Origin of the sequence: Arthrobacter sp. yr096 (assembly GCF_900108925.1) — a bacterium.
Lineage (GTDB): Bacteria > Actinomycetota > Actinomycetes > Actinomycetales > Micrococcaceae > Arthrobacter.
In genome coordinates, this window is sequence record NZ_FNYI01000004.1 from 333,328 (window position 1) to 355,546 (window position 22,219).

General features: G+C 63.4%; 24 protein-coding genes. 13 read left to right on the plus strand and 11 right to left on the minus strand.

Going from position 1 to position 22,219, the window contains the following annotated elements; all coding sequences use genetic code 11:
- Positions 1–201: 201 nt before the first annotated feature.
- Positions 202–957: an SDR family NAD(P)-dependent oxidoreductase gene (locus tag BMY91_RS12460; RefSeq protein WP_090822312.1), complete on the minus strand. Its 756-nt coding sequence runs from the start codon at positions 955–957 to the stop codon at positions 202–204.
- A 217-nt stretch (positions 958–1,174) separates the two neighbouring features.
- On the opposite strand from BMY91_RS12460, the gene BMY91_RS12465 reads away from it, so the two are divergent.
- Positions 1,175–1,828 (plus strand): DUF4190 domain-containing protein, encoded by a 654-nt coding sequence (locus BMY91_RS12465; protein WP_090822315.1) that lies wholly within the window; start codon positions 1,175–1,177, stop codon positions 1,826–1,828.
- Between the two features lie 92 nt (positions 1,829–1,920).
- Here the strand turns inward: BMY91_RS12465 and BMY91_RS12470 are convergent, their stop codons facing one another.
- Genes BMY91_RS12470 through BMY91_RS12480 form a run of 3 tightly spaced genes read right to left on the minus strand, consistent with a single transcriptional unit; the run spans position 1,921 to position 5,647 of the window.
- Complete coding sequence (locus BMY91_RS12470) at positions 1,921–3,420, minus strand: peptide MFS transporter (protein WP_090822317.1); 1,500 nt, start codon at positions 3,418–3,420, stop codon at positions 1,921–1,923.
- Between the two features lie 54 nt (positions 3,421–3,474).
- On the minus strand, positions 3,475–4,911 hold the full coding sequence (locus BMY91_RS12475) for an amidase (RefSeq protein WP_090822319.1): 1,437 nt from the start codon (positions 4,909–4,911) through the stop codon (positions 3,475–3,477).
- Complete coding sequence (locus BMY91_RS12480) at positions 4,904–5,647, minus strand: Type 1 glutamine amidotransferase-like domain-containing protein (RefSeq protein ID WP_090822321.1); 744 nt, start codon at positions 5,645–5,647, stop codon at positions 4,904–4,906. Before BMY91_RS12480 ends, BMY91_RS12475 begins: the two co-directional genes overlap by 8 nt.
- Positions 5,648–5,800: 153 nt before the next feature.
- On the opposite strand from BMY91_RS12480, the gene BMY91_RS12485 reads away from it, so the two are divergent.
- From BMY91_RS12485 to BMY91_RS12495, 3 genes are all read left to right on the plus strand, one after another.
- The gene (locus BMY91_RS12485; protein ID WP_017198239.1) at positions 5,801–6,127 is read left to right on the plus strand and encodes a rhodanese-like domain-containing protein; all 327 of its coding nucleotides are present in this window, start codon (positions 5,801–5,803) and stop codon (positions 6,125–6,127) included.
- Positions 6,128–6,156: 29 nt separating this feature from the next.
- The gene (pheA, locus tag BMY91_RS12490) at positions 6,157–7,089 is read left to right on the plus strand and encodes a prephenate dehydratase (protein WP_090822323.1); all 933 of its coding nucleotides are present in this window, start codon (positions 6,157–6,159) and stop codon (positions 7,087–7,089) included.
- Positions 7,090–7,195: 106 nt separating this feature from the next.
- Complete coding sequence (locus BMY91_RS12495) at positions 7,196–7,426, plus strand: hypothetical protein (protein WP_090822325.1); 231 nt, start codon at positions 7,196–7,198, stop codon at positions 7,424–7,426.
- Here BMY91_RS12495 and BMY91_RS12500 read toward each other — a convergent pair.
- Complete coding sequence (locus BMY91_RS12500; protein ID WP_090822326.1) at positions 7,423–8,484, minus strand: diacylglycerol/lipid kinase family protein; 1,062 nt, start codon at positions 8,482–8,484, stop codon at positions 7,423–7,425. The two genes, BMY91_RS12495 and BMY91_RS12500, sit on opposite strands and share 4 nt — an antisense overlap.
- Positions 8,485–8,595: 111 nt before the next feature.
- Here BMY91_RS12500 and serS point away from each other — a divergent pair, with 111 nt between their 5' ends.
- Positions 8,596–9,876, plus strand: coding sequence for a serine--tRNA ligase (gene serS, locus BMY91_RS12505; RefSeq protein WP_090822633.1), 1,281 nt, complete (start codon positions 8,596–8,598; stop codon positions 9,874–9,876).
- Positions 9,877–9,901: 25 nt separating this feature from the next.
- Here serS and BMY91_RS12510 read toward each other — a convergent pair whose 3' ends face one another.
- Positions 9,902–10,702: a class I SAM-dependent methyltransferase gene (locus tag BMY91_RS12510; protein ID WP_090822328.1), complete on the minus strand. Its 801-nt coding sequence runs from the start codon at positions 10,700–10,702 to the stop codon at positions 9,902–9,904.
- A 174-nt stretch (positions 10,703–10,876) separates the two neighbouring features.
- Here BMY91_RS12510 and helR point away from each other — a divergent pair, with 174 nt between their 5' ends.
- The 4 genes from helR to BMY91_RS12530 all read left to right on the plus strand — a co-directional run bounded on the left by helR (position 10,877) and on the right by BMY91_RS12530 (position 15,344).
- Entirely contained in the window at positions 10,877–13,078 is a 2,202-nt protein-coding gene (helR, locus tag BMY91_RS12515; protein ID WP_218143845.1) for an RNA polymerase recycling motor ATPase HelR, read from the plus strand.
- Positions 13,079–13,159: 81 nt separating this feature from the next.
- Positions 13,160–14,005, plus strand: a complete 846-nt coding sequence (locus BMY91_RS12520) for an HAD family hydrolase (protein ID WP_090822330.1) — start codon at positions 13,160–13,162, stop codon at positions 14,003–14,005.
- Between the two features lie 23 nt (positions 14,006–14,028).
- Positions 14,029–14,868, plus strand: a complete 840-nt coding sequence (locus BMY91_RS12525; RefSeq protein WP_090822332.1) for a helix-turn-helix domain-containing protein — start codon at positions 14,029–14,031, stop codon at positions 14,866–14,868.
- Between the two features lie 80 nt (positions 14,869–14,948).
- The gene (locus BMY91_RS12530) at positions 14,949–15,344 is read left to right on the plus strand and encodes a DUF1761 domain-containing protein (protein WP_090822334.1); all 396 of its coding nucleotides are present in this window, start codon (positions 14,949–14,951) and stop codon (positions 15,342–15,344) included.
- A 4-nt stretch (positions 15,345–15,348) separates the two neighbouring features.
- On the opposite strand, the gene BMY91_RS12535 is transcribed toward BMY91_RS12530, so the two are convergent.
- The gene (locus BMY91_RS12535) at positions 15,349–16,089 is read right to left on the minus strand and encodes a GAF and ANTAR domain-containing protein (RefSeq protein ID WP_090822335.1); all 741 of its coding nucleotides are present in this window, start codon (positions 16,087–16,089) and stop codon (positions 15,349–15,351) included.
- 132 nt (positions 16,090–16,221) lie between these two features.
- Between BMY91_RS12535 and BMY91_RS12540 the strand changes: the two genes are divergently transcribed.
- Positions 16,222–16,989: a sigma-70 family RNA polymerase sigma factor gene (locus BMY91_RS12540; protein WP_090822337.1), complete on the plus strand. Its 768-nt coding sequence runs from the start codon at positions 16,222–16,224 to the stop codon at positions 16,987–16,989.
- 20 nt (positions 16,990–17,009) lie between these two features.
- Here the strand turns inward: BMY91_RS12540 and BMY91_RS12545 are convergent, their stop codons facing one another.
- Entirely contained in the window at positions 17,010–18,092 is a 1,083-nt protein-coding gene (locus BMY91_RS12545; RefSeq protein ID WP_256212719.1) for an FUSC family protein, read from the minus strand.
- Between the two features lie 184 nt (positions 18,093–18,276).
- On the opposite strand from BMY91_RS12545, the gene BMY91_RS12550 reads away from it, so the two are divergent.
- Genes BMY91_RS12550 through BMY91_RS12560 form a run of 3 tightly spaced genes read left to right on the plus strand, consistent with a single transcriptional unit; the run spans position 18,277 to position 20,209 of the window.
- Positions 18,277–19,188, plus strand: coding sequence for a hypothetical protein (locus tag BMY91_RS12550; RefSeq protein WP_256212720.1), 912 nt, complete (start codon positions 18,277–18,279; stop codon positions 19,186–19,188).
- Positions 19,185–19,616, plus strand: a complete 432-nt coding sequence (locus tag BMY91_RS12555) for a phage holin family protein (RefSeq protein WP_090822339.1) — start codon at positions 19,185–19,187, stop codon at positions 19,614–19,616. The genes BMY91_RS12550 and BMY91_RS12555 overlap by 4 nt, the downstream gene beginning before the upstream one ends.
- Complete coding sequence (locus tag BMY91_RS12560; protein WP_090822342.1) at positions 19,613–20,209, plus strand: DUF3618 domain-containing protein; 597 nt, start codon at positions 19,613–19,615, stop codon at positions 20,207–20,209. The genes BMY91_RS12555 and BMY91_RS12560 overlap by 4 nt, the downstream gene beginning before the upstream one ends.
- 49 nt (positions 20,210–20,258) lie before the next feature.
- Here BMY91_RS12560 and BMY91_RS12565 read toward each other — a convergent pair whose 3' ends face one another.
- The 3 genes from BMY91_RS12565 to BMY91_RS12575 are packed head-to-tail and all read right to left on the minus strand — an operon-like array spanning position 20,259 to position 22,174.
- On the minus strand, positions 20,259–20,858 hold the full coding sequence (locus BMY91_RS12565) for a hypothetical protein (protein ID WP_090822343.1): 600 nt from the start codon (positions 20,856–20,858) through the stop codon (positions 20,259–20,261).
- Positions 20,859–20,916: 58 nt separating this feature from the next.
- Positions 20,917–21,567, minus strand: coding sequence for a hypothetical protein (locus BMY91_RS12570; RefSeq protein ID WP_256212721.1), 651 nt, complete (start codon positions 21,565–21,567; stop codon positions 20,917–20,919).
- Complete coding sequence (locus BMY91_RS12575; protein ID WP_090822345.1) at positions 21,539–22,174, minus strand: RDD family protein; 636 nt, start codon at positions 22,172–22,174, stop codon at positions 21,539–21,541. The genes BMY91_RS12570 and BMY91_RS12575 overlap by 29 nt, the downstream gene beginning before the upstream one ends.
- Between the last annotated feature and the right edge of the window lie 45 nt (positions 22,175–22,219).

The following is a 22,219-nucleotide window of genomic DNA, read 5'->3' on the forward strand; positions in this document are numbered from 1 at the left end:
GGGGTCCAGCATGCCAGACCATGGGGCCTGCTGACAGGAAATGTCCGGGATCCGGCCCCTGTGACGCCGAAAGGCGCCCGGGCAACCCGGGAACCGGCCAAGTTTCACCTCGCGTTCAGGTGCACCTGCTAGCCAAAAGAGATCGCTCCCGCCCGGACCAAACCGGGCTGGAGCGAAATTCCATCCAAACAGTCGCAAGAGCTAGACGGCGGTGTACCCGCCATCAACCAGCACGTACGAGCCTGTCATGAAGCTGGCCTTATCGGAGAGGAGGAATGTGGTGACGTTCGCGATCTCCTCAGCCTGTCCCAAACGGCCCAGCGGGTGCTTGGCCTCAAGTCCGTTGATGACTTCCTTCGGTGCGGCGGCCAAGAGGGGCGTATCAATATAGCCTGGGCCGATCGCGTTGACGCGGAGTCCCTGTGCTCCATATTCAGCAGCAGCGTTCTTGGTCATGCCCACCACGCCGTGCTTGGCTGCGGTGTACGCGGCATTGCCGGGAGCAGCAACGGCTCCGTGGATGGATGCCATGTTGACGATTGCCCCTTCCGAGGCACCTGCGGCAAGAATGGCCGGGACCTGGTACCGCATTCCGTAAAGGACGCCGCTCAAGTTGATGGCGATGACGCGGTCCCAATCTTCGATGTCGATTTCTCCCACGGGAGCGCTCGCCCCGCCGATGCCGGCGTTGTTGACGGCGTAGTTCAGTGCGCCGTACTTCTCTACGGCGAAATCGACGGCTTTCTTGCTGTCCTCGGCCACCGCTGTGTTGCCTTGGAACGGAACGGCACTGCCGCCGTCGGCCGTGATCTGGTCTGCTACGCGTGTGGCGGCCTCGAGATTGACGTCCACCACCACCACGTTGACGCCGTTCTTCGCGAGGTCTTTGCTGATCGCTTCTCCGAGTCCGGAGCCGCCGCCGGTGACCAGCGCGGTTTTGCCTTCGAAGTTACCCATGATTCCTCCTTCGCGGGACGGATCCCGCAGTTTCCGTAGTCAGCGCAGCTTAAGTCGCTATTGACGTAAACCGAGTCTGACTCGAAAAAATTCCATGCGTATGCATGAATATGACGTTCGTCTCATCCGTGCGCTTCTCCTCCGGGCGCGCTACCTTATGCGCCGCCCCTGACGGCGGTAGTGTTGGGATCAAAGACCAATATGCAGGGGGATTCTCATGTCAGATCAGCCATCCAAGGGCAACGAGGACAAGCCGGCGGGCTACGAGCCGCCGCAGTACGTTCCGCCCGCACAGTTCAGCGCACCCGAGAGCACCCCGGTGCAGGGTTCTCCTGAGTCCGGCACGCCCGAGCCGGGCGCCACCCAGCCGCTTCCGCCGTACGAGCAGAGCGCCTACACGCAGAACGCCCAGGGCCAGAACGACTTCTACACACAGCAGCCGCCGCCCGGCAGCCAGGGCGCGTACACCCCGGGCGATTACAGCCAGCAGCCGCCTTCGCCGTATGGCCAGCCGCCCAGCCCCTACCAGCAGCAGCCTTACGGACAGCAGGCCTTCAACCAACAGCCGTACGGCCAGCCGCAGTCGCCGTATGGCCAGCCCGCTTACTACGCCATGCCCACGCAGCCCAAGGGCCTAAGCATCGCCAGCATGTGCTGTGGCATCGCGGTCTACATTGGCCTGGGCTTCTTCATCCTTCCGCAGATCGCGGCCGTGGTCCTGGGCCACCTCGCTTTGAAGCGCGAGCCCGCCGGCAAGGGAATGGCGATCGCCGGCTTGGTGATGGGTTACCTCGGCGTTGCGCTGACGGTTGTCTTCGGCATCATCTTCATTGCCGCGATCGGTGCCTCACGAAGCAGTTACAACTACTAAACAAACACGTACGACGGCGGCCCTTGCGTCAGGTGGTTATCCCACCAAACGCAAGGGCCGCCGTCGTTGTCAGGTCCGTTGGGGTCGGCGGCCTAGCGAACGCCGCCCATCAGCTTCTTGATCGCGGGCGAGGCAGCTGCAAGGCCAATAGCCAGGACCATTGCCACGCCACCGATGCCCAGGAAGTAGGGGAGTTCGTCGTCGGGGTTGTACAGACCGGCGAGGATGCCCGCCAGCGTGGTGCCCAGCGAGACGGACAGGAAGAACAGCGCCACCATCTGCGTGTGGAATGCCTGCGGCGCAAGCTTGGTGCTCACGGACAGGCCGATGGGGGAGAGGAACAGTTCCGCCAGGGTGAACATGAACAGGATGCCTACCAGTGCCAGCAGCGGAGTCTTGCCATCGCCGGCCAACGGGATGAAGGCAAGGAATGCCAGGCCCATGATGAACAGGCCCGCGGAGAACTTCAACGGTGAACTCGGCTGCTTGGAGCCCAGCTTGGTCCAGAGGGCAGCCATGACACCGGCGAAGATGATGATGAACACCGGGTTGATGGACTGGACCCAGGCGGCCGGCATTTCCCAGCCGAAGAGGTTGCGGTCCAGCTTCTCCTGCGAGTACACGGCGATGAACGTGAACTGCTGCTGGAACAGTGCCCAGAACCCGGCCGATGCAATGAACAAGGGGATGAAGGCCACTACGCGCTTGCGCTCCACGCCGGTCACCAACGGGCTACGGAAGATCAGGAACAGGTAGATCACTGCGGCGCCGATCGCGGCGTAGGCCATGCTGCTGGCCAGGTTGTTGGCGTTGACCAGTCCAGTGCCGAGCAGAACGGCCACCACAATCAGGATGCCCAGGAAGATCAGGCCGTACTTGGTGCGGTCCTTCGCCGGGAGCGGGTTGGGAACGCGGTGTGCTTCTTCCGGGAGGCGCTTGCGGCCCAAGGAGTAGATGACCAGGCCGATCGCCATACCCACCGCTGCAGCGCCGAAGCCGATGTGGAAGCCGTAACTTGTCTGCAGCCAACCAGTGACCAGCGGGCCGATGAGGCCGCCCAGGTTGATGCCCATGTAGAAGATGGAGAAGCCGGCGTCGCGGCGCTCGTCCTTCTCGCCGTACAGGGTTCCAACCAGTGCCGTGGCGTTGGCCTTCAGTCCGCCGGAGCCGATGCCCACCAGAACCAAACCGGCGATCAGGCCCGGAATTCCCGGGATGAGTGCCAGGGCGATGTGGCCCGCCATGATCATGATGGCCGATCCGAACAGGACCTTTTCGGAACCGAAGAGACGGTCGGCGAGCCAGGCGCCGAGGATCGTCGACAGGTACACGCCACCACCGTATGCACCCACCAAACCAGCGGCGAGGCCCTGGTCAATGGAAAGACCGCCCTGCTCAGCGGTGAAGTACATGTAGTAAAGCAGAATTCCCTGCATGCCGTAGAAGGAGAATCGCTCCCACATTTCCACGGAGAAGAGGCTGGCCAACATCTTTGGGTGGCCGAAGAATGACGTATCGCCCGCTGGCTTTGCGGACTCAGCCGTGGTTTGAGGTGTGCTCATTTTCTCAATGCTGGCACTGACTGCGGGCATTGTCACATCGATGAATGCCCGGGGCAACCACTTTCCATATGCTAGACGTCGTGTTTAGGCGGCTTCGAGGGCGGCTGCAAGCTGGAGAAGCAACACTTCAGATCCCATGCGGCCAATGAGCTGAATTCCCATCGGCAAACCAGCGACTGTCGCGTGCACGGGAACGCTGATGGCCGGGAGTCCGCACACGTTCACCATGGACGACCACGGCGCGTACTCGCACTGCCTTTTGTAGTCCTCGTCAGCGTCGCCGGCCCACTCGCTGGGCCACGGCTCGCCGCTGTGGCCGCCGCCCGTAAACCACCCAATGGGCCGCGGAGTCTGAGCCAGCGTCGGCATGAGGATGACATCCCATTGCGCGTATTGCGTGATCGTGTCCTGCTCGAACTGCCGCAGGAAACCCAATGCCTCATTCAGTTTCAGTGCGCTCCGTTGTTGCGCCCGACGCCGGAACGTGCGGGTAAGTGGCGTCAACAGTGCCTCACGCTGGGGTGCTATCCGGGCGCTTCCGACGCCGGCAGTCCAGGCCGTGGTGAACGCTTCGGGATAGCGGTTGTCGTAGCGGATTGCCGCTTCGGTCACGGTGTGGCCGGCTTTTTCGAGCTGTTCCGTGCCGCGGGCCAAGGCGTCCATGGCCTCGGGCTCGATGCTGAAGGGGTAGGTGGCCGCCCATGGACTGTCCAGGCTCAGGCCGATCTTCAGGGGCTCCGGCGCCCGTCCCACATTGGCGAGGTATCCGCCGTCGGGGGCTTGATCCCTGGGAACCAGCGCGTCCATGAGCAGCGCTGCGTCCGCAGCTGTCCGCGCGAGTGGTCCGGCCACCACCAGCCTGGCGGAGTCGCCCGCGCTCGCGCCCGATGGCACTACGCCGCGGCCTGGCTTCAGTCCGACCAGTCCGCAGGCGCCGGCCGGAATCCGGATGGATCCGCCGCCATCGGTCCCGGGTGCGAACGGCACCAAGCCTGCGGCCACCGCTGCAGCGCTGCCCCCTGATGAGCCGCCGGAGCTTCGACCCAAGGACAGTGGATTGCGCGACGGCGGTGCAATGCGGTTTTCGCTGTACGCCGTCAGTCCAAACTCCGGAACCTGGGTCTTGCCCAGCGAGATGACGCCTTGGCCCTTCAATGTTGCCGCGAGAGCGCCATCCTCCGGCGCGGGCTTGTGTTCCAGGGCGGCGCTGCCGTGCGTCGTGGGTACGCCGGCCACGTCAGTGAGGTCCTTGAACGCCGTGGGCATCCCGTGAAGAAGGGCTTGCTCCTGGCTGCGCCCTTCGCGGACCAAGCGGGCGTGAAGCTGATCAGCACGGTGGGCAGCTGCCATGGCGCTCTCAGCAGTGACCGTGACAAAGGCGCCCAGGTGCTTGTTCCGGGACTCGATCTCGCGGAGGAAATGTTCCGTGGACTCCCGGGCCGAGAGTTCGCCCGAAGCCAAAGCGTCGCGGAGCTCAACAGCGGTCAGTCGTGAAAGGTCGTCCGGGGAAAGATCAGCCAAGGAAACGCGACTCCAACCGTTCCTCCACAGCCACAGCGTCCACCGACTCGCCGGCGCCCGCTGTGACCCGGAAGGCTGCCTTGTTCTTCACTTCAGACACCACCTCCACAAGGTCAGTGCCGCGGTACACCAGCCCCACGCCGTCGTCCGTGCAGTGCGTCTCGCCAAGAGTGCCGTCGGCCACCAGTTTGTGGATGGCTGGAGCGCGCCGGGGCTCGGAGTCGTAGTGCACACCGCTTGCGTACGGAAGGAAACCCAGTGCATCGGTGACCGGGCGAAGTTCAGGGCCAAAGGAATCGGTCACTCCACCCTGGTACCAGCAAATGGAACCTGCGGACACGCCAGCCAGCACCACTCCGCCCTCCCATGCCTTCCGGAGGGCCCGGTCCAGTCCGTGCGCGCGCCAAACGGCCAGCAGGTTCACCACCGAGCCGCCGTTCACCCACACCACGTCCTGCTCCAGCAGATGAGACTCCGGGTCCTCGATGTTCGGCATGGTGAAGAGATTGAGATGGCTGAAGTCGAACCCCGCGATGCGTGCGGCCTGGTCCATTTCCGCTGCCCACCATCGCTGGTCTCCGGACGCCGTGCCGATGTGGGTCACGCGGGGCGCGCGGCCGGTCACTCCGGAGAGCTCCACCGCGTAATGCATCAGGTGGTTGAACTCGATCCTGGTGCGGTCGCCCGGCTTGTATCCGCCGGATGTTGCCAGAATGGTGGGTTGCCCGGTAGTCACGGGGTACTCCTAACAGCAGATTTTGGGGGGATGGCCTGGGTCCCAGTCTTAACGTCCGGGCTTCCGTAAGCAACCACCTGCCGATTCGCGTTACTTGGCTGAGCTGCGGGGACTAGGCTGAATGCTGGACTTAATCGATGGGAAAGGACCGCTATGAGCGACTTCGATACCGTGCCTGTGGGCGATATTCCGGCTGACGCCAGCATTTTGGACGTTCGCGAAGACTACGAGTGGGTTGCCGGGCACGCTGAAGGTGCGCGCCACATCCCCATGGACCAGCTGCCGGCGCGCTTGGACGAACTGGACCCGGACGACGACCTCTTTGTCATCTGCCGTACCGGGGGCCGTTCTTTCCGGGCAGTCCAGTGGTTGGTGGGCCAGGGCTACTCGGCGGTCAATGTGGCTGGGGGCATGGACATGTGGTTCGAGGCCGGCAAGCCGATGGTGTCGGACAACGGCCTCAAACCAGTAGTTCTCTAGCCACGTATATAACCAGCAAGGAATATTCGATGTCAGCAGTCACCTATACGTTCCTCGGCCCTGAAGGCACCTTTACTGAGGCCGCCCTCATGCAGGTGCCAGGGGCTGCTGACGCCACCCGCATTCCGTGTACCAACGTGAACACGGCCCTGGAGCGGGTGCGGACCGGCGAGGCTGATGCGGCCATGGTCCCCATCGAGAACTCGGTTGAAGGCGGGGTCACCGCCACGCTGGATGCGATCGCCACGGGCCAGGAACTCCGGATTATCCGTGAGGCCCTTGTTCCCATCACCTTCGTGCTCGTGGCGAGGCCCGGCGTCGAACTTTCCAGCATCAAGCGGATCTCCACGCACGGTCACGCCTGGGCGCAATGCCGGCTCTGGGTAGACGAACACCTGCCGAACGCGGACTATGTTCCAGGATCCTCCACGGCAGCTTCGGCCATGGGCCTGCTGGAAGACGACGCGCACTACGAGGCCGCCATCTGCGCCCCGTTGATCGCCGCCGAACAGCCTGGACTCAACGTTCTGGCCCGGAACATCGGCGACAATCCGGACGCCGTCACCCGCTTCATCCTGGTGAGCCGGCCAGGACTCCTGCCGGAGCGCACAGGCGCGGACAAGACAACTGTGGTGGTGCCGCTGCCCGAGGACCACCCGGGTGCCCTCATGGAAATTCTGGACCAGTTCGCCTCACGCGGAGTGAACCTGAGCCGCATCGAGTCGCGGCCCACCGGACAGTATTTGGGGCACTACTTCTTCAGTATCGACGCCGATGGACACGCCTCCGATTCGCGGGTGGCGGACGCCCTGGCAGGACTGCACAGGATCAGCCCGGCAACGCGGTTCCTGGGCTCATATGCCCGCGCGGACAAGCAACCGGCCGTGGTGGCACCGCATACTTCGGATGCCGCTTTTGCCTCGGCGCATGCTTGGGTTGACTCGATCGTCAAAGGCTCATAGGCGGCGTCCACAGGGCGCCATCATTCCTCTTTCGCAGTGATGCTTCTGTGCGTATGCTTGCCTGATCCATAAACGATGGATGAATATCAAACGAAAGGGAACGGTCATGACTGTCCACAGCGATGACAAAGACGGCCAGGGCATGATCGTCAATCCCAAGCCCTCGAGTGACAACAAAGATGACTGGGACGGCGACGATGCTGATCGTGCGGATCGCCTGCGCTTTGAAGAAGAACAAGCCATGATCAAGGAGCAGTCCGAGGCCCGGGCTGCTGCCAAGGCGGCCGCTGAAGAAGCAGAGAAGAACGCAGCCCAACCCGGGAAGGGCGCTGTCTAGAGGCTCTTTGCCTTTGGCACACGCACCAGCAGGGACCCCGGTTCCACCTGCACGGTGACCTTGGTGGCCTCACCCGACGGGTCGCCGTCCAGCTGTGTGGCCATCGGTTCCTGGCTGCGGATGGTGACTTTCCCGGAGCGGTAGAAGCTCATCATCGGCAGGTTCCGGTTGTGTTTGAACAACACCTTTGTGTACATGGCGAGCCAGCCAAAGGCGCTGCGCGGGCTCATCACCACAATGTCCAGCATGCCGTCGTCAATCATGGCCTGCGGAATGAAGTCGATGCCGCCAGGGATCAGTCCACAATTTGCGAACAGCACGCTGCGGATCTTCCGGGTCTGCTCCGGCTGGTCATCCATGGTGATGGTGACGCGTTTCCGGCGGCCGGGCAGGTGGCGGACGCCGGCTTCCGTATAGGCCAGCCAGCCTACGCTTTTCTTGAGGTTATCCCTGGTGTCGCCAACAACCTCTGCGTCCAGGCCCATGCCCGCGATGACCAGGAACGTGTGCTCGGCGGACTCGCCAGTGATCTCGTTATCGATGCCCATGGTGGCGGTGTCGATGAAGCGCTGATGGCCGAACAGCGCGGTCTGGATGCAGCCAGCCAGGTCCGTGACGTCCAGGTCCACGTTGCGGGCCAACAGGTTTCCCGTGCCGAGAGGTATCAGGCCCATGGCCACGTTCTTGTGGGCCAGTGACTCGGCCACAACCCGGACTGTGCCGTCACCACCGCAGGCAAGAACGACGTCGGCCCCGTAGGCCAAAGCTTGCCGGGACTGCCCGTAGCCGGGGTCGTCAGCGGTGGTTTCGAAGAATCTTGGCGCGTCCCAGCCGGCAAGATCGCACGCTTCATGGATGGCGCGGCGGGCCTCGTCCGCGTTGTTCTTCACAGGGTTGAGGATCACCGCCACCCGCTGGTCTCCGGGACTTGGCTTGTGCGCATCCTCCCGGACCGCGCTCCTGATGTGCCGGGCTTTCAATCGGCGCACACCCCACCAACTGGAGACGGCAAACGCCACGCCCCCAGCGAGAATCACGTACAGGATCCAGTCGCTCATGGTGCTCCAACACTATCCTCCTGGACAGTCCCGTTCTGCCGCACGGCAGCGCGGCCGGGGTTTAGCCGCCGCAGCACCGGGAAATCGCAGCCGATTCGATACTCTTGTGTGGTGATCGACGTAAAAGACCTCAGCGAAAATCCGGACAAGTTCCGTGCCAGCCAGCGCGCCCGTGGCGCCGACGAGTCCGTTGTGGACGCGATCATCTCCGCCGACTCCTCCCGCCGTGCCGCCCTGATCCGGCATGAAACCCTGCGCGCAGAGCAGAACGCCTTCGGCAAGAAGGTGGCCCAGGCCAAGGGCGAGGAAAAGCAGGCCCTCCTGGCCGAGGTCAAGGAACTGGCCAACTCGGTCAAGGCCGCTTCCGCCGAGGCCGAAGCCGCGCAAGCCAAGCGCGATGAGCTGCTCCGCGTCATCCCCAACCTCGTGGTGGACGGCGTCCCCGAGGGCGGCGAAGACGATTACGTTGTGGTCAAGACCGTGGGTACTCCCCGCGAGTTCACTGACTTTGAACCCAAGGACCACCTTGAAATCGGCGAACTGATCGGCGCGATCGATATGGAACGCGGTGCCAAGGTTTCCGGCTCGCGCTTCTACTTCCTCCGCGGCGTGGGCGCCCGCTTGGAAATGGCGCTGCTGCAGATGGCCATGGAACAGGCAATCGATGCCGGCTTCGTGCCCATGATCACCCCCACTTTGGTGCGCCCTGAAACCATGCAGGGCACCGGTTTTGACGTAAAGCACGACGCCGAGATCTACCGTCTCGCTGAAGACGACCTTTACCTTGTGGGAACCTCGGAGGTTGCCCTGGCCGGCTACCACGCAGACGAGATCCTGGACCTCTCCGCCGGCCCCATCCGGTATGCGGGCCAGAGCTCCTGCTACCGTCGCGAGGCCGGTTCGCACGGCAAGGACACCCGAGGCATCATCCGCGTGCACCAGTTCAACAAGGTGGAGATGTTCATCTACACCACCGTTGAGGAGGCTGCTGCCGAGCACGAGCGCCTGCTGGCCTGGGAAGAGGAGATGCTGGCCAAGTGCGAGCTTCCCTACCGCGTGATCGACACCGCTGCCGGTGACCTGGGAATGTCCGCGGCCCGCAAGTTCGACTGTGAAGCCTGGGTTCCCACGCAGAACGCTTACCGCGAGCTGACGTCCACGTCCAACTGCACCACGTTCCAGGCACGCCGCCTCAACATCCGCGAACGCGTGATCAATGAGGAAGGCGTCGCCAAGGGCACGCGTGCCGTTGCCACACTGAACGGCACCTTGGCCACCACCCGCTGGATCGTGGCCATCCTTGAGCACCACCAGAACCCGGACGGTTCCGTCAACGTTCCCAAGGCGCTGCGGAAGTACCTCGGCGGCCTCGAGGTTCTGCCGGTTCTTTAGCTTCCACGGATCCCGCTCCTGTCCGCTACGCCTGCCCTTGAACGGCGCGCATGGTGGCAGGGGCGGGATTCTTCGTTGTTGGCTCCGGTGAGTGGGGCTTGCGGGCAACGACGATCAGCTCGCCCTGCCCGCTCCCCACGTCCTCGCCGGACCATCCGCCGCTGATGCGTTCCGCGGCGAAGCCCGCCATGGTGAGATCGAGCCGCAACTGTTCCTCTGTGCGGAACGCCAGGACCGACGTCTCTGCCGGCTGGATACTCCCGTTGAGCACCCGGTGTTCAGTGAGGGTCACCAGCCCGCCGGACAAAGGAGCGCACTCCATCCACGCTTCCAGGGTGGACCCATCCGGAAGTGTGTGCCCACGGAGCGTCCTTACCGGCGTCCAGCCTTCCCATGCTCGTGCCAAGGGATCGCGGGAATCGAAGGCCAGCCGACCGCCTGGTGCCAAAGCGCGGTGCACGTCGGCAAGTGTCCGGGACCAGTCGTCGTCGGCACTTATCGCTTGAGCGACGTGCGCAGTCATGATCGCGACGTCAAAAGTCTCTTCCGGGATCTGCGCGGATGTGCCGTCGATCCATGTCACGTCCTCAGCGCCGCGTTTCCCACGGGCGGCCGCGAGGGAGCTGGTGTTCGGGTCGATGCCAACAACGCGATGGCCCGTGGCTGCAACGGCGAGGCTGACCCGGCCCGTGCCGCAGCCCAGGTCCAGCACCCGGCTGTTGGGTTTCTCATTCACCAGCGCGAGGAAAAAGTCGTCGTCCGCGGCCCATTGATTCTCTGCATCGTAAAGGGCTGAGAGCTGGGCCCCGGTCATCAGTGAAGACATCCGCCTACCCTACAGTTCCGGGCCGCGGCCAGCCGGAATTGTGCACAGCAAATGGAAGGGATTAATCCCTTCCATATTCAATTTATAACGCACAGGGGGGCTTGCGGCAAGGCCCCCCTGCTGCTGAAAAATTGATCCACGAACCCCACAAACAAACGGAAAAGGGAGTCGTGAATGCCTGAAATCAGCCACGTGAAGAGCAGTGCATTTGCTGTGCCTGGGCACCTCGCGCGTAAGGTCGATCCGCGGCTGATCGGCGGCGACGAGCAGCAGTTCGAAGCTATTGCCGCGAGCCTTTCGGAATCCATTGCGGACTTGTCTGTCCGTCTGGATCTCGTGCGGAAACAGCCCGGTGGCCGCGGCCAGGGGGCACTGGATCGGGACCAGGAGATCCACAGGCTCACGGCGCGGCTGCGGTCCCTGCGGCGTTTCGGATTGGACCTTTGCTTGGGACGCATGGTCGGCGCGGATAATCCTGAGCCGGTTTACGTCGGCAGATTGGGGCTGACTGACAGCGGGGGACGCCGGGTCCTGATCGACTGGCGGTCACCAGCGGCCGCGCCCTTCTTCGGGGCAACCCACGCCAACCCGATGGGCTTGGTGAGTCGCCGCCGCTACCGCTGGACACGTGGCCGGATCAGTGACTACTGGGACGAAGTGTTCACCGCCGACGGGTTGGAAAACAACGCTGCGTTGGATGACCAGTCCGCTTTCATCGCAAGCCTGGGCAGCAGCCGCTCGCCGCGGATGCGTGACGTCCTGGGGACCATCCAGGCGGACCAGGACCAGATAATCCGCGCGGGATCGCGTGGCGCTTTGGTGGTCGACGGCGGTCCGGGCACCGGTAAGACCGTGGTCGCCTTGCACCGGGCGGCCTATCTGCTCTATTCGGATCCCCGGCTCAGCCACCGCGGCAACCACCGGAAGAGCGACATCCTGTTCGTTGGCCCCCACCAGGGTTATCTGGCGTATGTGGCCGATGTACTTCCCAGCCTGGGTGAAGAGGGTGTACAGACCTGCACGCTAAGGGACCTCGTCCCCGAAGGTGCCACGGCCGCCGTCGAAAGCGATCCCGAGGTGGCCCGGCTCAAATCCTCAGTGGACATGGTGAAGGCGATTGAATCCGCAGTCAGGTTTTACGAGAAGCCGCCGTCCGAGGACGTGGAGGTCGAAACCCCCTACGCCGACATCCGGCTCAGCAGTGAGGACTGGGCCGAGGCTTTCGAGGCTGCGGAACCGGGAATGCCGCACAATGAGGCACGCGATGAAGTCTGGGAGGCCCTGCTCGCCATCCTGGTGGACAAACTGGACGAGCACGATGTTCCGGAGAGTTTGCTGCGCCGGGTGCTGGCCCACAACGCCGGGCTACAGGCTCGATTCAACAAAGCCTGGCCGCTCCTGGACTATTCAATGCTGGTGGCGGACCTCTGGCGGGTCCCCGCCTATCTGCGCCTGTGCGCACCGTGGCTCCAACCCGACGACGTCGGGAAGCTGCAGCGCAAGGACCCAACTGCCTGGACGGTTCCAGACCTGCCACTGCTGGACGCGGCGCGGCAGCGGCTGGGTGATCCCGGGGCCTCGCAGCGCAGGAGAAGACAGCAGGCCTTGCAGGCTGCCGAACGGGAGCTCATGGACCGTGTTGTGGAGGACCTCATAGCGGCTGACGACTCCGAAAACCTGGAGATGTACATGCTGCGCGGCGAGGACATGCGGGACAAGCTCGTGGACGGGGACGTTGTGGAATCAGTGGATCCGGATATGCTCGCCGGACCGTTTGCGCACATTGTGGTGGACGAAGCCCAGGAACTGACTGATGCGGAGTGGCGGATGCTGCTCCTTCGCTGTCCTTCCAGGAGCTTCACGGTGGTGGGGGACCGTGCCCAGGCCCGGTATGGGTTTACGGAATCGTGGGAGGAGCGCCTCGAACGGGTGGGCCTGGTCCATGTGACGTTGGCTGGGTTGACCATCAACTACCGCACACCGGAAGAGGTGATGGCGGAAGCCGAGCCCGCGATCAGGGCCGCACTCCCGGACGCCAACGTGCCTGTTTCGGTTCGCAGCAGCGGCATACCCGTAGTCCATGGGGGCGCCCATCAACTGCACACGATCCTGGACACCTGGCTCGCCGCGAACGCTGAAGGGACGGCCTGTGTTGTCAGCCGGCGGGGGCAAACACCCGCGAATCCGGACCAGGACCGCGTCAGCCGGCTCACCCCCGAGCTGTCCAAAGGCCTGGAGTTCGACCTCGTGATACTCATCGACCCCCAAGACTTCGGCTCGGACGCTGCGGACGGGGGAGTGGAGGGGGCCGTGGACCGTTATGTGGCCATGACCCGCGCCACCCGCCAGCTGGTCATTCTCCGGAGTGGTTTCTGAACAGACTGTTCACGCTGCGTTAATCCGCTGCTGTGGCGCCGGTCCTAGTTGAGTGTCGGCGGTGTCTGTTGTACTGGAAGCATGACTATTTTGACTGATACTCCAGTTGCTGGCATCGATGACCAGCCAAATAACACCAACAAGCTCATGGTTGCCTTGGACGTTGACGGCACGCTCGTCGATCACGATGGCCACATGTCTCCGGGCGTGCGCTCCGCTGCGCAAGCAGTTGTCGCCAGCGGCCATGACGTCATGATCGCTACTGGCCGATCATTGAATGCGACGCTACCCATCATCCAGCAGATCGGTCTGGAACGGGGCTACGCAGTGTGCTGCAACGGCGGCGTAACGCTCCGGCTGGATCCCACCTTGGACACGGGGTACCAGATCATCCATAAGGCCACTTTTGATCCCGCTCCGGCCCTCAAAGCACTGCGCGAACGGCTGCCCAACGCCAAATACGCGCTGGAGGATGAGGAAGGAAACTTCCTCTCCACCGAGCGCTTCCAGGACGCCAGCTTCGGCGTGGAATCCATTGGTGTGGACTTCCAGACGATGTTGGACGCCACTGCGGTCCGCGTTGTGGTCTTCAGCAGCGAGAACACTTCTGATGAATTCAACGAGGCCATCAAGCACATCGGGCTCTCCGGAGTGACCTACTCGGTAGGTTGGACGGCGTGGCTGGACATCGCTGCCGAAGGCGTTACCAAGGCCAGCGCCCTGGAGGCCCTGCGTCAGAAGCTCGGCACGGACCGGGCCAACACCGTGGCAGTAGGCGATGGGCGCAACGACATCGAAATGCTCACCTGGGCGGGCCGCGGCGTGGCGATGGGCCAGGCCCCGGATGAGGTGCTCGCCGTAGCGGACGAGGTCACCGCGTCAGTGCTGGACGACGGCGCCGCCCTGGTTCTGCGCGGCCTGCTGTAACTGCTGCTGCCTAGACTGGGGCTGTGTTCTACCAAGAATGCCCGGCGCCGGTCGGGTTGCAGCCGTTCGTCACCCATCTGTGGTTCGTCCGCGCCCAGCCCCAGGCTCGTTACGAGAAGATCCTCCCCGGGCCGGAGGCGCACCTGATTCTTAACCTGTCGGATCCGTACCGGCTCATCAGCCCTTCGGGAAATGGAGCGCAGGCCACCGCAACGGAAGTCGCCACCGGGTTCTACGCGGGCCTGCAACGCAGCTATTTGATCAGCGAGAACCCGGACCAGCTCTTCAATATCGGTGCCCGCCTGACTCCCTACGGCCTCGCAGCGTTCACCAGCCAGCCGCCGTCGGGCCTTCAAAACCGCGTCATTGACGCTGAAAGTGTCTTCCCGGGTTTCACGCAACTGCGCTCGCAGCTTACGGAAGCCGCGCCGGATCAAGCTTTCGCGGCCCTGACGGCCTTCCTGCAGCAGCAGATCAGGCCCGGCTACCGGGCGGATCCCAGGACCGTGGAGGCCGTTGAGACGCTGGCACGTGAGGACGTCGAGGTCAGCGTGCTGGCGGCCAGGCTCGGAATCAGCTCCTCCACTCTGGAGCGAGTCATGATGCGGGACTGCGGGACAACGGCCAAGGCGTACTCGGACGTGTGCAGATTCAACCGGATAGTGAATCAGGCGGCAGCGCTTCCCAAAGGTGCGGTGCCGGGGCGCGAACTCCTGCATTTGGCCGATTACTACGACCAACCGCATCTGATCCGCGCTTTCAAACGCTTCAGCGGTTTCACGCCTACCGAGTACCTCCAGGTGGTGCAGAGTTACGGCGCCGAATACGCCACTTTCGTCCCGCTGGAAGAAGTAGACCTATAGTTTTGCGGCTTTAATACAAGACCCCCAGCATCCCGCGGCGTACTGTCCACTCAGGAACTGAGCACCCTGAGAGGATACCCATGGACCTTCAGATCAATTGGCTGGCAGTGCTTCTGGCTGCGTTGGCGACGTTCGTGGTGGGCGGGCTCTGGTATTCCTTGCTCTTCGCCAAACCCTGGCAGAAGGCGGCCGGCGTTAGTGATGAACAACTGAAGTCGGGGACGGCGCGGGTGTTTGTGGGCTCGTTCATTCTGGCTGTGGTGATGGCCGTCTTCCTGGCGGCTTTTATTGGTCGCGGTGGGTTCGCCTTTGGGACGTTCGCCGGACTGGCTGCCGGTTTGGGGTGGGTGGCCACGGCGTTTGGAGTGAACTACTTGTTTGAGCGCCGTAGCCTGACGCTGTTCGCGATCAATGCCAGCTACAACGTAGTGACGTTCACTGCCATGGGCGCCATCTTCGGCGCCATGCAGGGGTAGCGTCCTACTTGAACACGGTGTGAATGGGGCCTCCGCCGGCCGATTCAACAATGGCCTGGGCAACTACGCGTAGTTTGACGTTCCGGTTGCTGGAGGCCTTCTTGATGAGTTCCATAGCTTCCACCTGGGTACAGCGGTTCTGGGCGATGATGATGCCTGTGGCCACGTCGATCACCGTCCGTGACTCCATGGCCGCCCGCAGGTTCGCTGCGGTCTGGCTGTGCTGTGCAATCAGAACTGCCAGCTGAAGTCCTTTGGACGCTTGCTCCACGTAGTCATTGGCGCGCTGTACGGCCGCTTGGTCAAAAGCGTTGGGGCGGTCTGAGTACAGGTTGAGGCCGGCCGTTGAGGCGTTGTCCGGGAGCGGGAAGGGAACCGCCAGCACGGAACGGAGCCCGTGGCCGGTAATGGCGTCGTTGTAGTCCGGCCACGTGTTGTCTTTTTCGAAGTCGGGGATGTGGACCTGGGTTCCTTCGCGGCAAGCGTGGAGGCAGGGTCCGTCCGGATAGGCGTATTGGACCTCGTCCAGTTGCCGTGCCCGCTCACTGCTGCTCGCTACGGTGCCGGCTGTGCGGTGACGCATCAGGGTGATCCCGCAGTAGACCTCTGCGCCAGGGCTGCTGAAAATGGTTGCCGAGTGGCGGGCCAACTCCTCAAGAAAGGCCTCCGCATCCGGGGTGTTGAGCAGCAAATCCTGTATGTCTGCCAGCACTGTGGACGGCTCGTCCAGCTTGGGGGTTTCCATTGAGATCTCCGATCCGTGGATTGGCTACCTTTCGAGCCTAGCCCCGTTGAAAGCGAATAGTAAGTATGCTTCTCTTTTAACGAGTCTTGCCGTGGGCTCACCCTTTCCATCTGCTTCGAGGATTGAAGCCCCATGCGACAAGTCCCACCCCTGGACGCCCCAACGCGGCCCTCCGCCGGAGTTTTGGGTGCCGATGACCACGATCATCAGGACAGCTTGATTCTGGATCACCTCAATCTTGCCAAGTCCATCGCCTCCAGATATTCGGCGCACGCCTACGACCTCGACGACGTCAGGCAGGTGGCCTACATGGGCCTCATCAAGGCCTCGCGCGGCTACGACGAGTCAAAGGGCGACAATTTCTCCGCCTATGCTGCGCCCACTATTGCAGGCGAGATCAAGCGGTACCTCCGTGATAACTGTTGGGTAGTCCGCCCACCGCGGACCATTCAGGACGTCAGGCGCCAAGTCCTTGCGCGGACCGAAGAATTGACGCAGATCCTGCAGCGGACTCCCACCCCGGACGAAGTTGCCGCGGACCTGCGGCTGGATCCGGGCCAGGTTGGTGAAGCCCTGATTGCCGGCACCAGCAAGCGACCGGACTCCTTGGATGCTCCGGCATTCGAGGGTCGTGATGGCTTCCAGGGCACTCTTTCGGCGCTCGGATGCCCAACAGAACGCCTGGAGGATGTGCTGGCGCTGCGTGACTCCATCCGGGAATTGAGTGCGGAGGACAGGCATCTGCTGTACCGACGCTATTACCGCGAGGAAACGCAGTCCGCCATTGCCCAAGCTCTGGGGACGTCGCAAATGTACGTCTCACGCAGGCTCTCGAAGATCCTCGGGGGACTCCAGGCGCGGCTGCTGGACGAACAACTAAAGAGCCCCTGCGAATTGTGATCACTGAAGCCGCGGGCAGCTTACTCTTCAGACAACACCACTGTGAGTATCCGGCGCAGGCTCATGGCCACTGAGGCTGGCGCGTTCACAGGAGACTGCTGCGCAGCGGCTTCCGCGACAGCATCGCCAAGGGCCGAGATGATGTCTTTCGCTTCTGCCAAACGGCTGGCCAACTCGCCGGATTCCGCATCCCGCCAGTGATCAATCACAGCCGCAACGGCGTTCAGGGACTCGGCCAGATTGCCCACTACGGCATCAGGGATGACAGTCCCGGCGCCCTCCTCCCAGATGGCGCTCGCCAGGACGTCTGTAATGTCCTGGACGTGGAATGTGAGCCGTTCAAGCGTGCGCAACTCCGCCAAATCACCAGGAAGGCGGGTGGCCCGACGGCGGGACCTGGGGTTCGCTTTGGCGCTCAGCTCGGCTTGGTGGACCGCGGTCCGCACGGCGGCGGCCGTCAGGGACAGCTCGTCGCTGCGGCTGGCCCAGGCCTCGTGGTTGGGTGGCCATGACTCCTGCATTGCCTTGGCCATGTCCTTGAGCTGCCGGGATAAGGCGCCTTGGTGGCCGGCGATGGCGGGGTCGATGTCGTCCAAGTGCAGGGGCGGGAAAACCAGCCAATTCACGGCGAAGCCCACGGCAACGCCCAGGGCCATCTGGAGCACGTAGGCGAAGGAGAAGCCTTCCGCGTTCGAGTCTCCAAGGACCAGCACGAACAGGGCTGCCATGGGAATCCATTCGGACGCAGTCCCCAGCCGGGGAAGGCCGCCGATCAGCACGCCGAGGCCTACCACCACGGCGACGGCCAGGGCAGTCGGTGCGGCCACTGTGGTGATGGCAAAGGCCATGCCGATGCCCAGGACCAGTCCAGCCAGGCTCTGCAGCCCGTGCTTGGCGGAGTCCGCAACAGTGGGGTGCATGCTGACCAAGGCGCCCAGAGGGGCGTAGTACGGATAGGCGGCTGCGGATCCGGGCATGAAGGGTGCGAGGTACCAGGCGAGTCCGGCTGCAACGGCTGTTTTGGCCGCAAAGAGGATGCGGTGGCGTGTGACGGTTTTTCGAAGCGCGGGGATCAGCCGCCGCCTGCTTGGCAGTTGGCTCATCAAGCCAACATTCGCAGGTATGGCGTCACCTGTCGAGCGGAGAGTGCTGAACGTGAGCGACGCATCAATTTCTTCTGTGGTGGTGATTGGAACCGCCGAAACCGGGTACACACCCCTTGATAGTAACGATACTTACTATCCCGGCTGCTGTCCGCAGCCTGCCAACTGTGGAAAGAGAGCGACAATGACTGAGGGCCAATCTCCGCAGGACGGAAGCTTCGCGACGCCAAGGGTTGGTGCCCACGCCGGGACCCAACCCTTTACGGGAAGCTACCTGGACTCGCCGGACGTTGAAACTGAAACTTCCGGAATCCCTACCACCGGTGCATCCACCGGTTCTGCTGATTCCGGAACCGTTGACACCGCCAAGCACGAAGCCGCAGGAGTTGCCGGTGCCGTTGGCGATGCTGCCAGCGGCGTCGTAGACACTGCCAAGTCTGAGGCGGGTCACGTTGCCCATGAGGTCAAGGTGAACGCCCGCCAGCTGCTCACTCAAACCAAGGGGGAGCTGTCTGATCAAGCCCAAGCCCAGCAGCAGAGGGTAGCCCAGGGTTTGCGGTCGATCTCCGATGAACTGTCCACCATGGCCAACTCCACGGAAAATGGTGGCGTCGCAACCGACCTGGTCCAGCAGGCCGCCCAGCGTTCCTCCTCGGTTGCCCAGTGGCTCGAGGGCCGGGATCCGGGCTCGCTGCTGGAGGAAGTCAAGGGCTTCGCTCGCCGGAAGCCGGGAACCTTCCTCCTGCTGGCAGCCGGTGCAGGCGTCCTTGCCGGCCGTCTGGGCCGGGGCATGGCGGGCAACGCCTCCAGCCCGGAATCCGCCGGTGGCGCTGACGCTGCACAAACGCCCCACGCAACGTACACCCCCAGTGCAGGCGGCGCTGTAACTCCTCCGGCCTTGGACCTCCCCGGGCCGTCGGTCACCACCGCCGGATACGGTACGGGCACCACCGGATATGATGCCGGCACGACGGGCGGTTATGAGGGATCCGCGCTTCCTTATCCGGAGACCGGGACAGGTGGCGTTAGGTCCCAGGGGGACCCTCTTGCAGGACCTCTTGATCCGGACGACCCCCAGTACGGAGCGCACCGATGAGCAGTTCCGCCAATCTGCCTCCCACGGAGGCCCACGTGAAGGCGGAAACCCTTCCCCTCGGCGAGCTGTTGGGCGACCTGACGCGGGACGTTTCAACGTTGATGCGTCAAGAAGTGGAACTGGCCAAGGCGGAACTCAAGGAGTCCGCCACCAAGGCCGGCAAAGGCGCGGGGATGCTGGGCGGAGCGGCTTACGCAGGCCACATCACCGTGCTGTTCCTGTCCATCGCCCTTTGGTGGGCGTTGGGCCAGCTCGTTGGCCTCGGGTGGTCCGCCGTCATTGTCGCGGTCATCTGGGGAATCATAGCGGCGGTCCTGGCCACCCTGGGCCGCAAGGAATTGAACACCATCAAGGGCATGCCCCGGACCGCTGAGACGGTCAAGGAAATACCCCCGGCTTTGAAACCGAACACTGAGGAGTCACGATGACGCAGAACCCCGACGCCCTGCGCGCCGACATCGAAGAAACGCGCCGGCGGCTGAGCACCAATGTTGATGCGGTGGCTGACAAGGTCACTCCGTCACACATCGTCAACCGCCGTGTGGACAAGATCAAGACTGCCGTCTTCGGCGCCCGTGATGACGTCAGCGATGCTGCAGGCGATGTCGCACACCGAGCCGGGGAGGCGGTTTCGGACGTCGCCGGCAATGTTTCAGGCGCCGTGTCTGACCTTGGCGACGCACCGCAGGCGATCACGCGCAAAACGCAGGGCAGCCCCATCGCAGCCGGTCTCATCGCCTTCGGCGCAGGTTTGTTGGTCTCTTCCCTGTTCCCGGCCTCGGAAAAGGAACGCGAAGCGGCCCAAGCCGTCAAGGAAGCGGCCCAACCGCTTACTGACGAACTGAGTCACGCGGCCCAGGAAATGGCCGATCACCTGAAGGTACCTGCACAGGATGCGATGCAGAACGTGAAGGACAGCGCCACGGATGCGGCGGCAAACGTGAAGGATGAGGGTCAGGCCGCAGTTGCGGACGTCCAGGAACGCGCCGAGACGGCCAAGGACAACGTCAGCAGTCAGTAGTTTTTCCGACGGACCCGGCCGTCCCGCAACTGCGGGGCGGCCGGGTTTGTCATCGGACTTCCAAAATCAACTGCAGCAGCCGTGCCGCGGCCGGACGTGCCGCGTGTTCCTCGGCCCATTGCGCACGTGCCAAGGCCTTGCTCACGGCCTGGGTGGTGATGCCGAGTTCCTGGGCTACGGCTTTTTGCTGGCCGCGGACCCCGGGAGTCAGTAGATCCAGGACCCGCCATTCCGCGGCGCTCCTGTGCTGCACGATGTGTCCCAAGAGGCGAAGCACTGCTTCTGCCTCTGCAGCCAGCGCTGCGAGGGGGCCGTCCACGGCAACGGGGATGCGCTCCTTGCTGTTCCGCAACCGGTCGACGGCGCGCCGGGCGTACACCAAGCCGTGCCCTGACGCGTCCTTGACCAGATTGGGCAGCGGTTCATTGATGGGTCCCACACCAATTCCCACGTACCACTGGCCGGAGCGGAGCGCGATCAAGGCTGTCTCCACCGCCTGGTGGCTGGATTCAACGATTCCCTGCACCTCATCCTCAACCGAACGGTCAAAATCGAGCCGCGCAGGAATGTGCCGCAGATCCTTGAGCAGCTGCGGTACAAGGTCGCCGTCGTGCCGGCTGTCGCGTTGGTTGATGGTCAGAGTGAACATAGTGGATCACATGCTACCGGCTGGTAGACCGTCTGCAAGGGCCAAATTTGCCTGCAGCTTAGTCAAGCGCCACTGGCCCGGTCAGTACGACGGCGGGCAGCGCACCCGCCGCTGCCCGCGCGGCCCGGGGCATTCCGCACGCAGTCATGGCCTCTCGTATGGCTGTGGCCAGGGGAGCTGGATCCTCGTTTGAGGCAAAGACCCAGAAGGTGCCGCGGGACTGGAAAACCACCGCATTCCTGCCGCCTGCTCCCAGGGAGATTTTCCGGCGTGCCACCAGGCGGCGCTCAGGATCAGTGCCATCAGCGGTGGTTACGGCCTTGATGGTCTTCGGAGCTATCTCGCTCCAGGTAAACACCAGCCTCGTGCTTGCCTGCGAGTATTTGGCCACCATCCCGCCGTCGAAAACCAGCAGCTTCCGGAAGCTCCCCAGCAGGGTCATGGACCACAGAACCAGGCCTGTCAGGATGCTCGTCAACGCAAAGAAGGCGGGATCGTTGAAGTGCCCGGCCTCCCGGGTGGATCGTATGGGGCTGACAAACTCAGCGATGGTCCCAAAGACGAAACCCACCGCTACGCAAGGGAGCAGGGCTTTCCAGAAGATGTGCCGCGACTGAGCCACATAGCGGAGTTCGCCCAGCTCAGGCCGGAGTCTGTGCGCAGTGCGGCGAACCAGCCAGTTACGGCCGCGCATCCGGGCGCTGGCCATAGAGGTTGGGCAGGTTCTGCCGCGCGGCGTCGGATGCCCGAGCTGCGGCAGCAGCCTTGGGATCGGGCACCGGCTGTTGGCCATTGGCAACCCCGGAGCGGCGATCTACAGCGGCAAACTTCGGGTCCCAGGTGTCGTCCCCGCCGCCACTGATGGCAGAGGCAATGAGCATCACCACGAAGAACGGGAAGAAGGACCAGCAGATGGCGCGCCAACCGCCCAGCCATGCACCCGCCGTCGTACCGTTCTTGATCCGCACGGAACGCATCCCGGCGGCGGCGTCGCCAACACTTCCAGCAGTTCCCCAGATCATTCCGTACACGAACAAGCCCACGAACCACAGGACTACGTAGAGAGTCAGCCAGAAACCGTCATTGAACCCCAGGAGCGAGCCGCTGTTCATCATGGACTCGCGCACCACCGCCGCAATGGCAGCCAGGATCACGTAACCCACCAGGAAAACAAGGGCATCCAGCACGCGGCCCCAGAAGTGGGCTGCACCTGAAGCCTTGACGAAGTACGCGCCCGTATCTGTGTGACGGCGAACAGCGCGACCGTTGACGGCGTCAAGCAATCCGGTTGAGGTGGTGGACTTCGAGGTGCTCATGTGGGGCTTTCGGCTGGACGGTGGTGGGCGGCTTGGGGGTGGAGT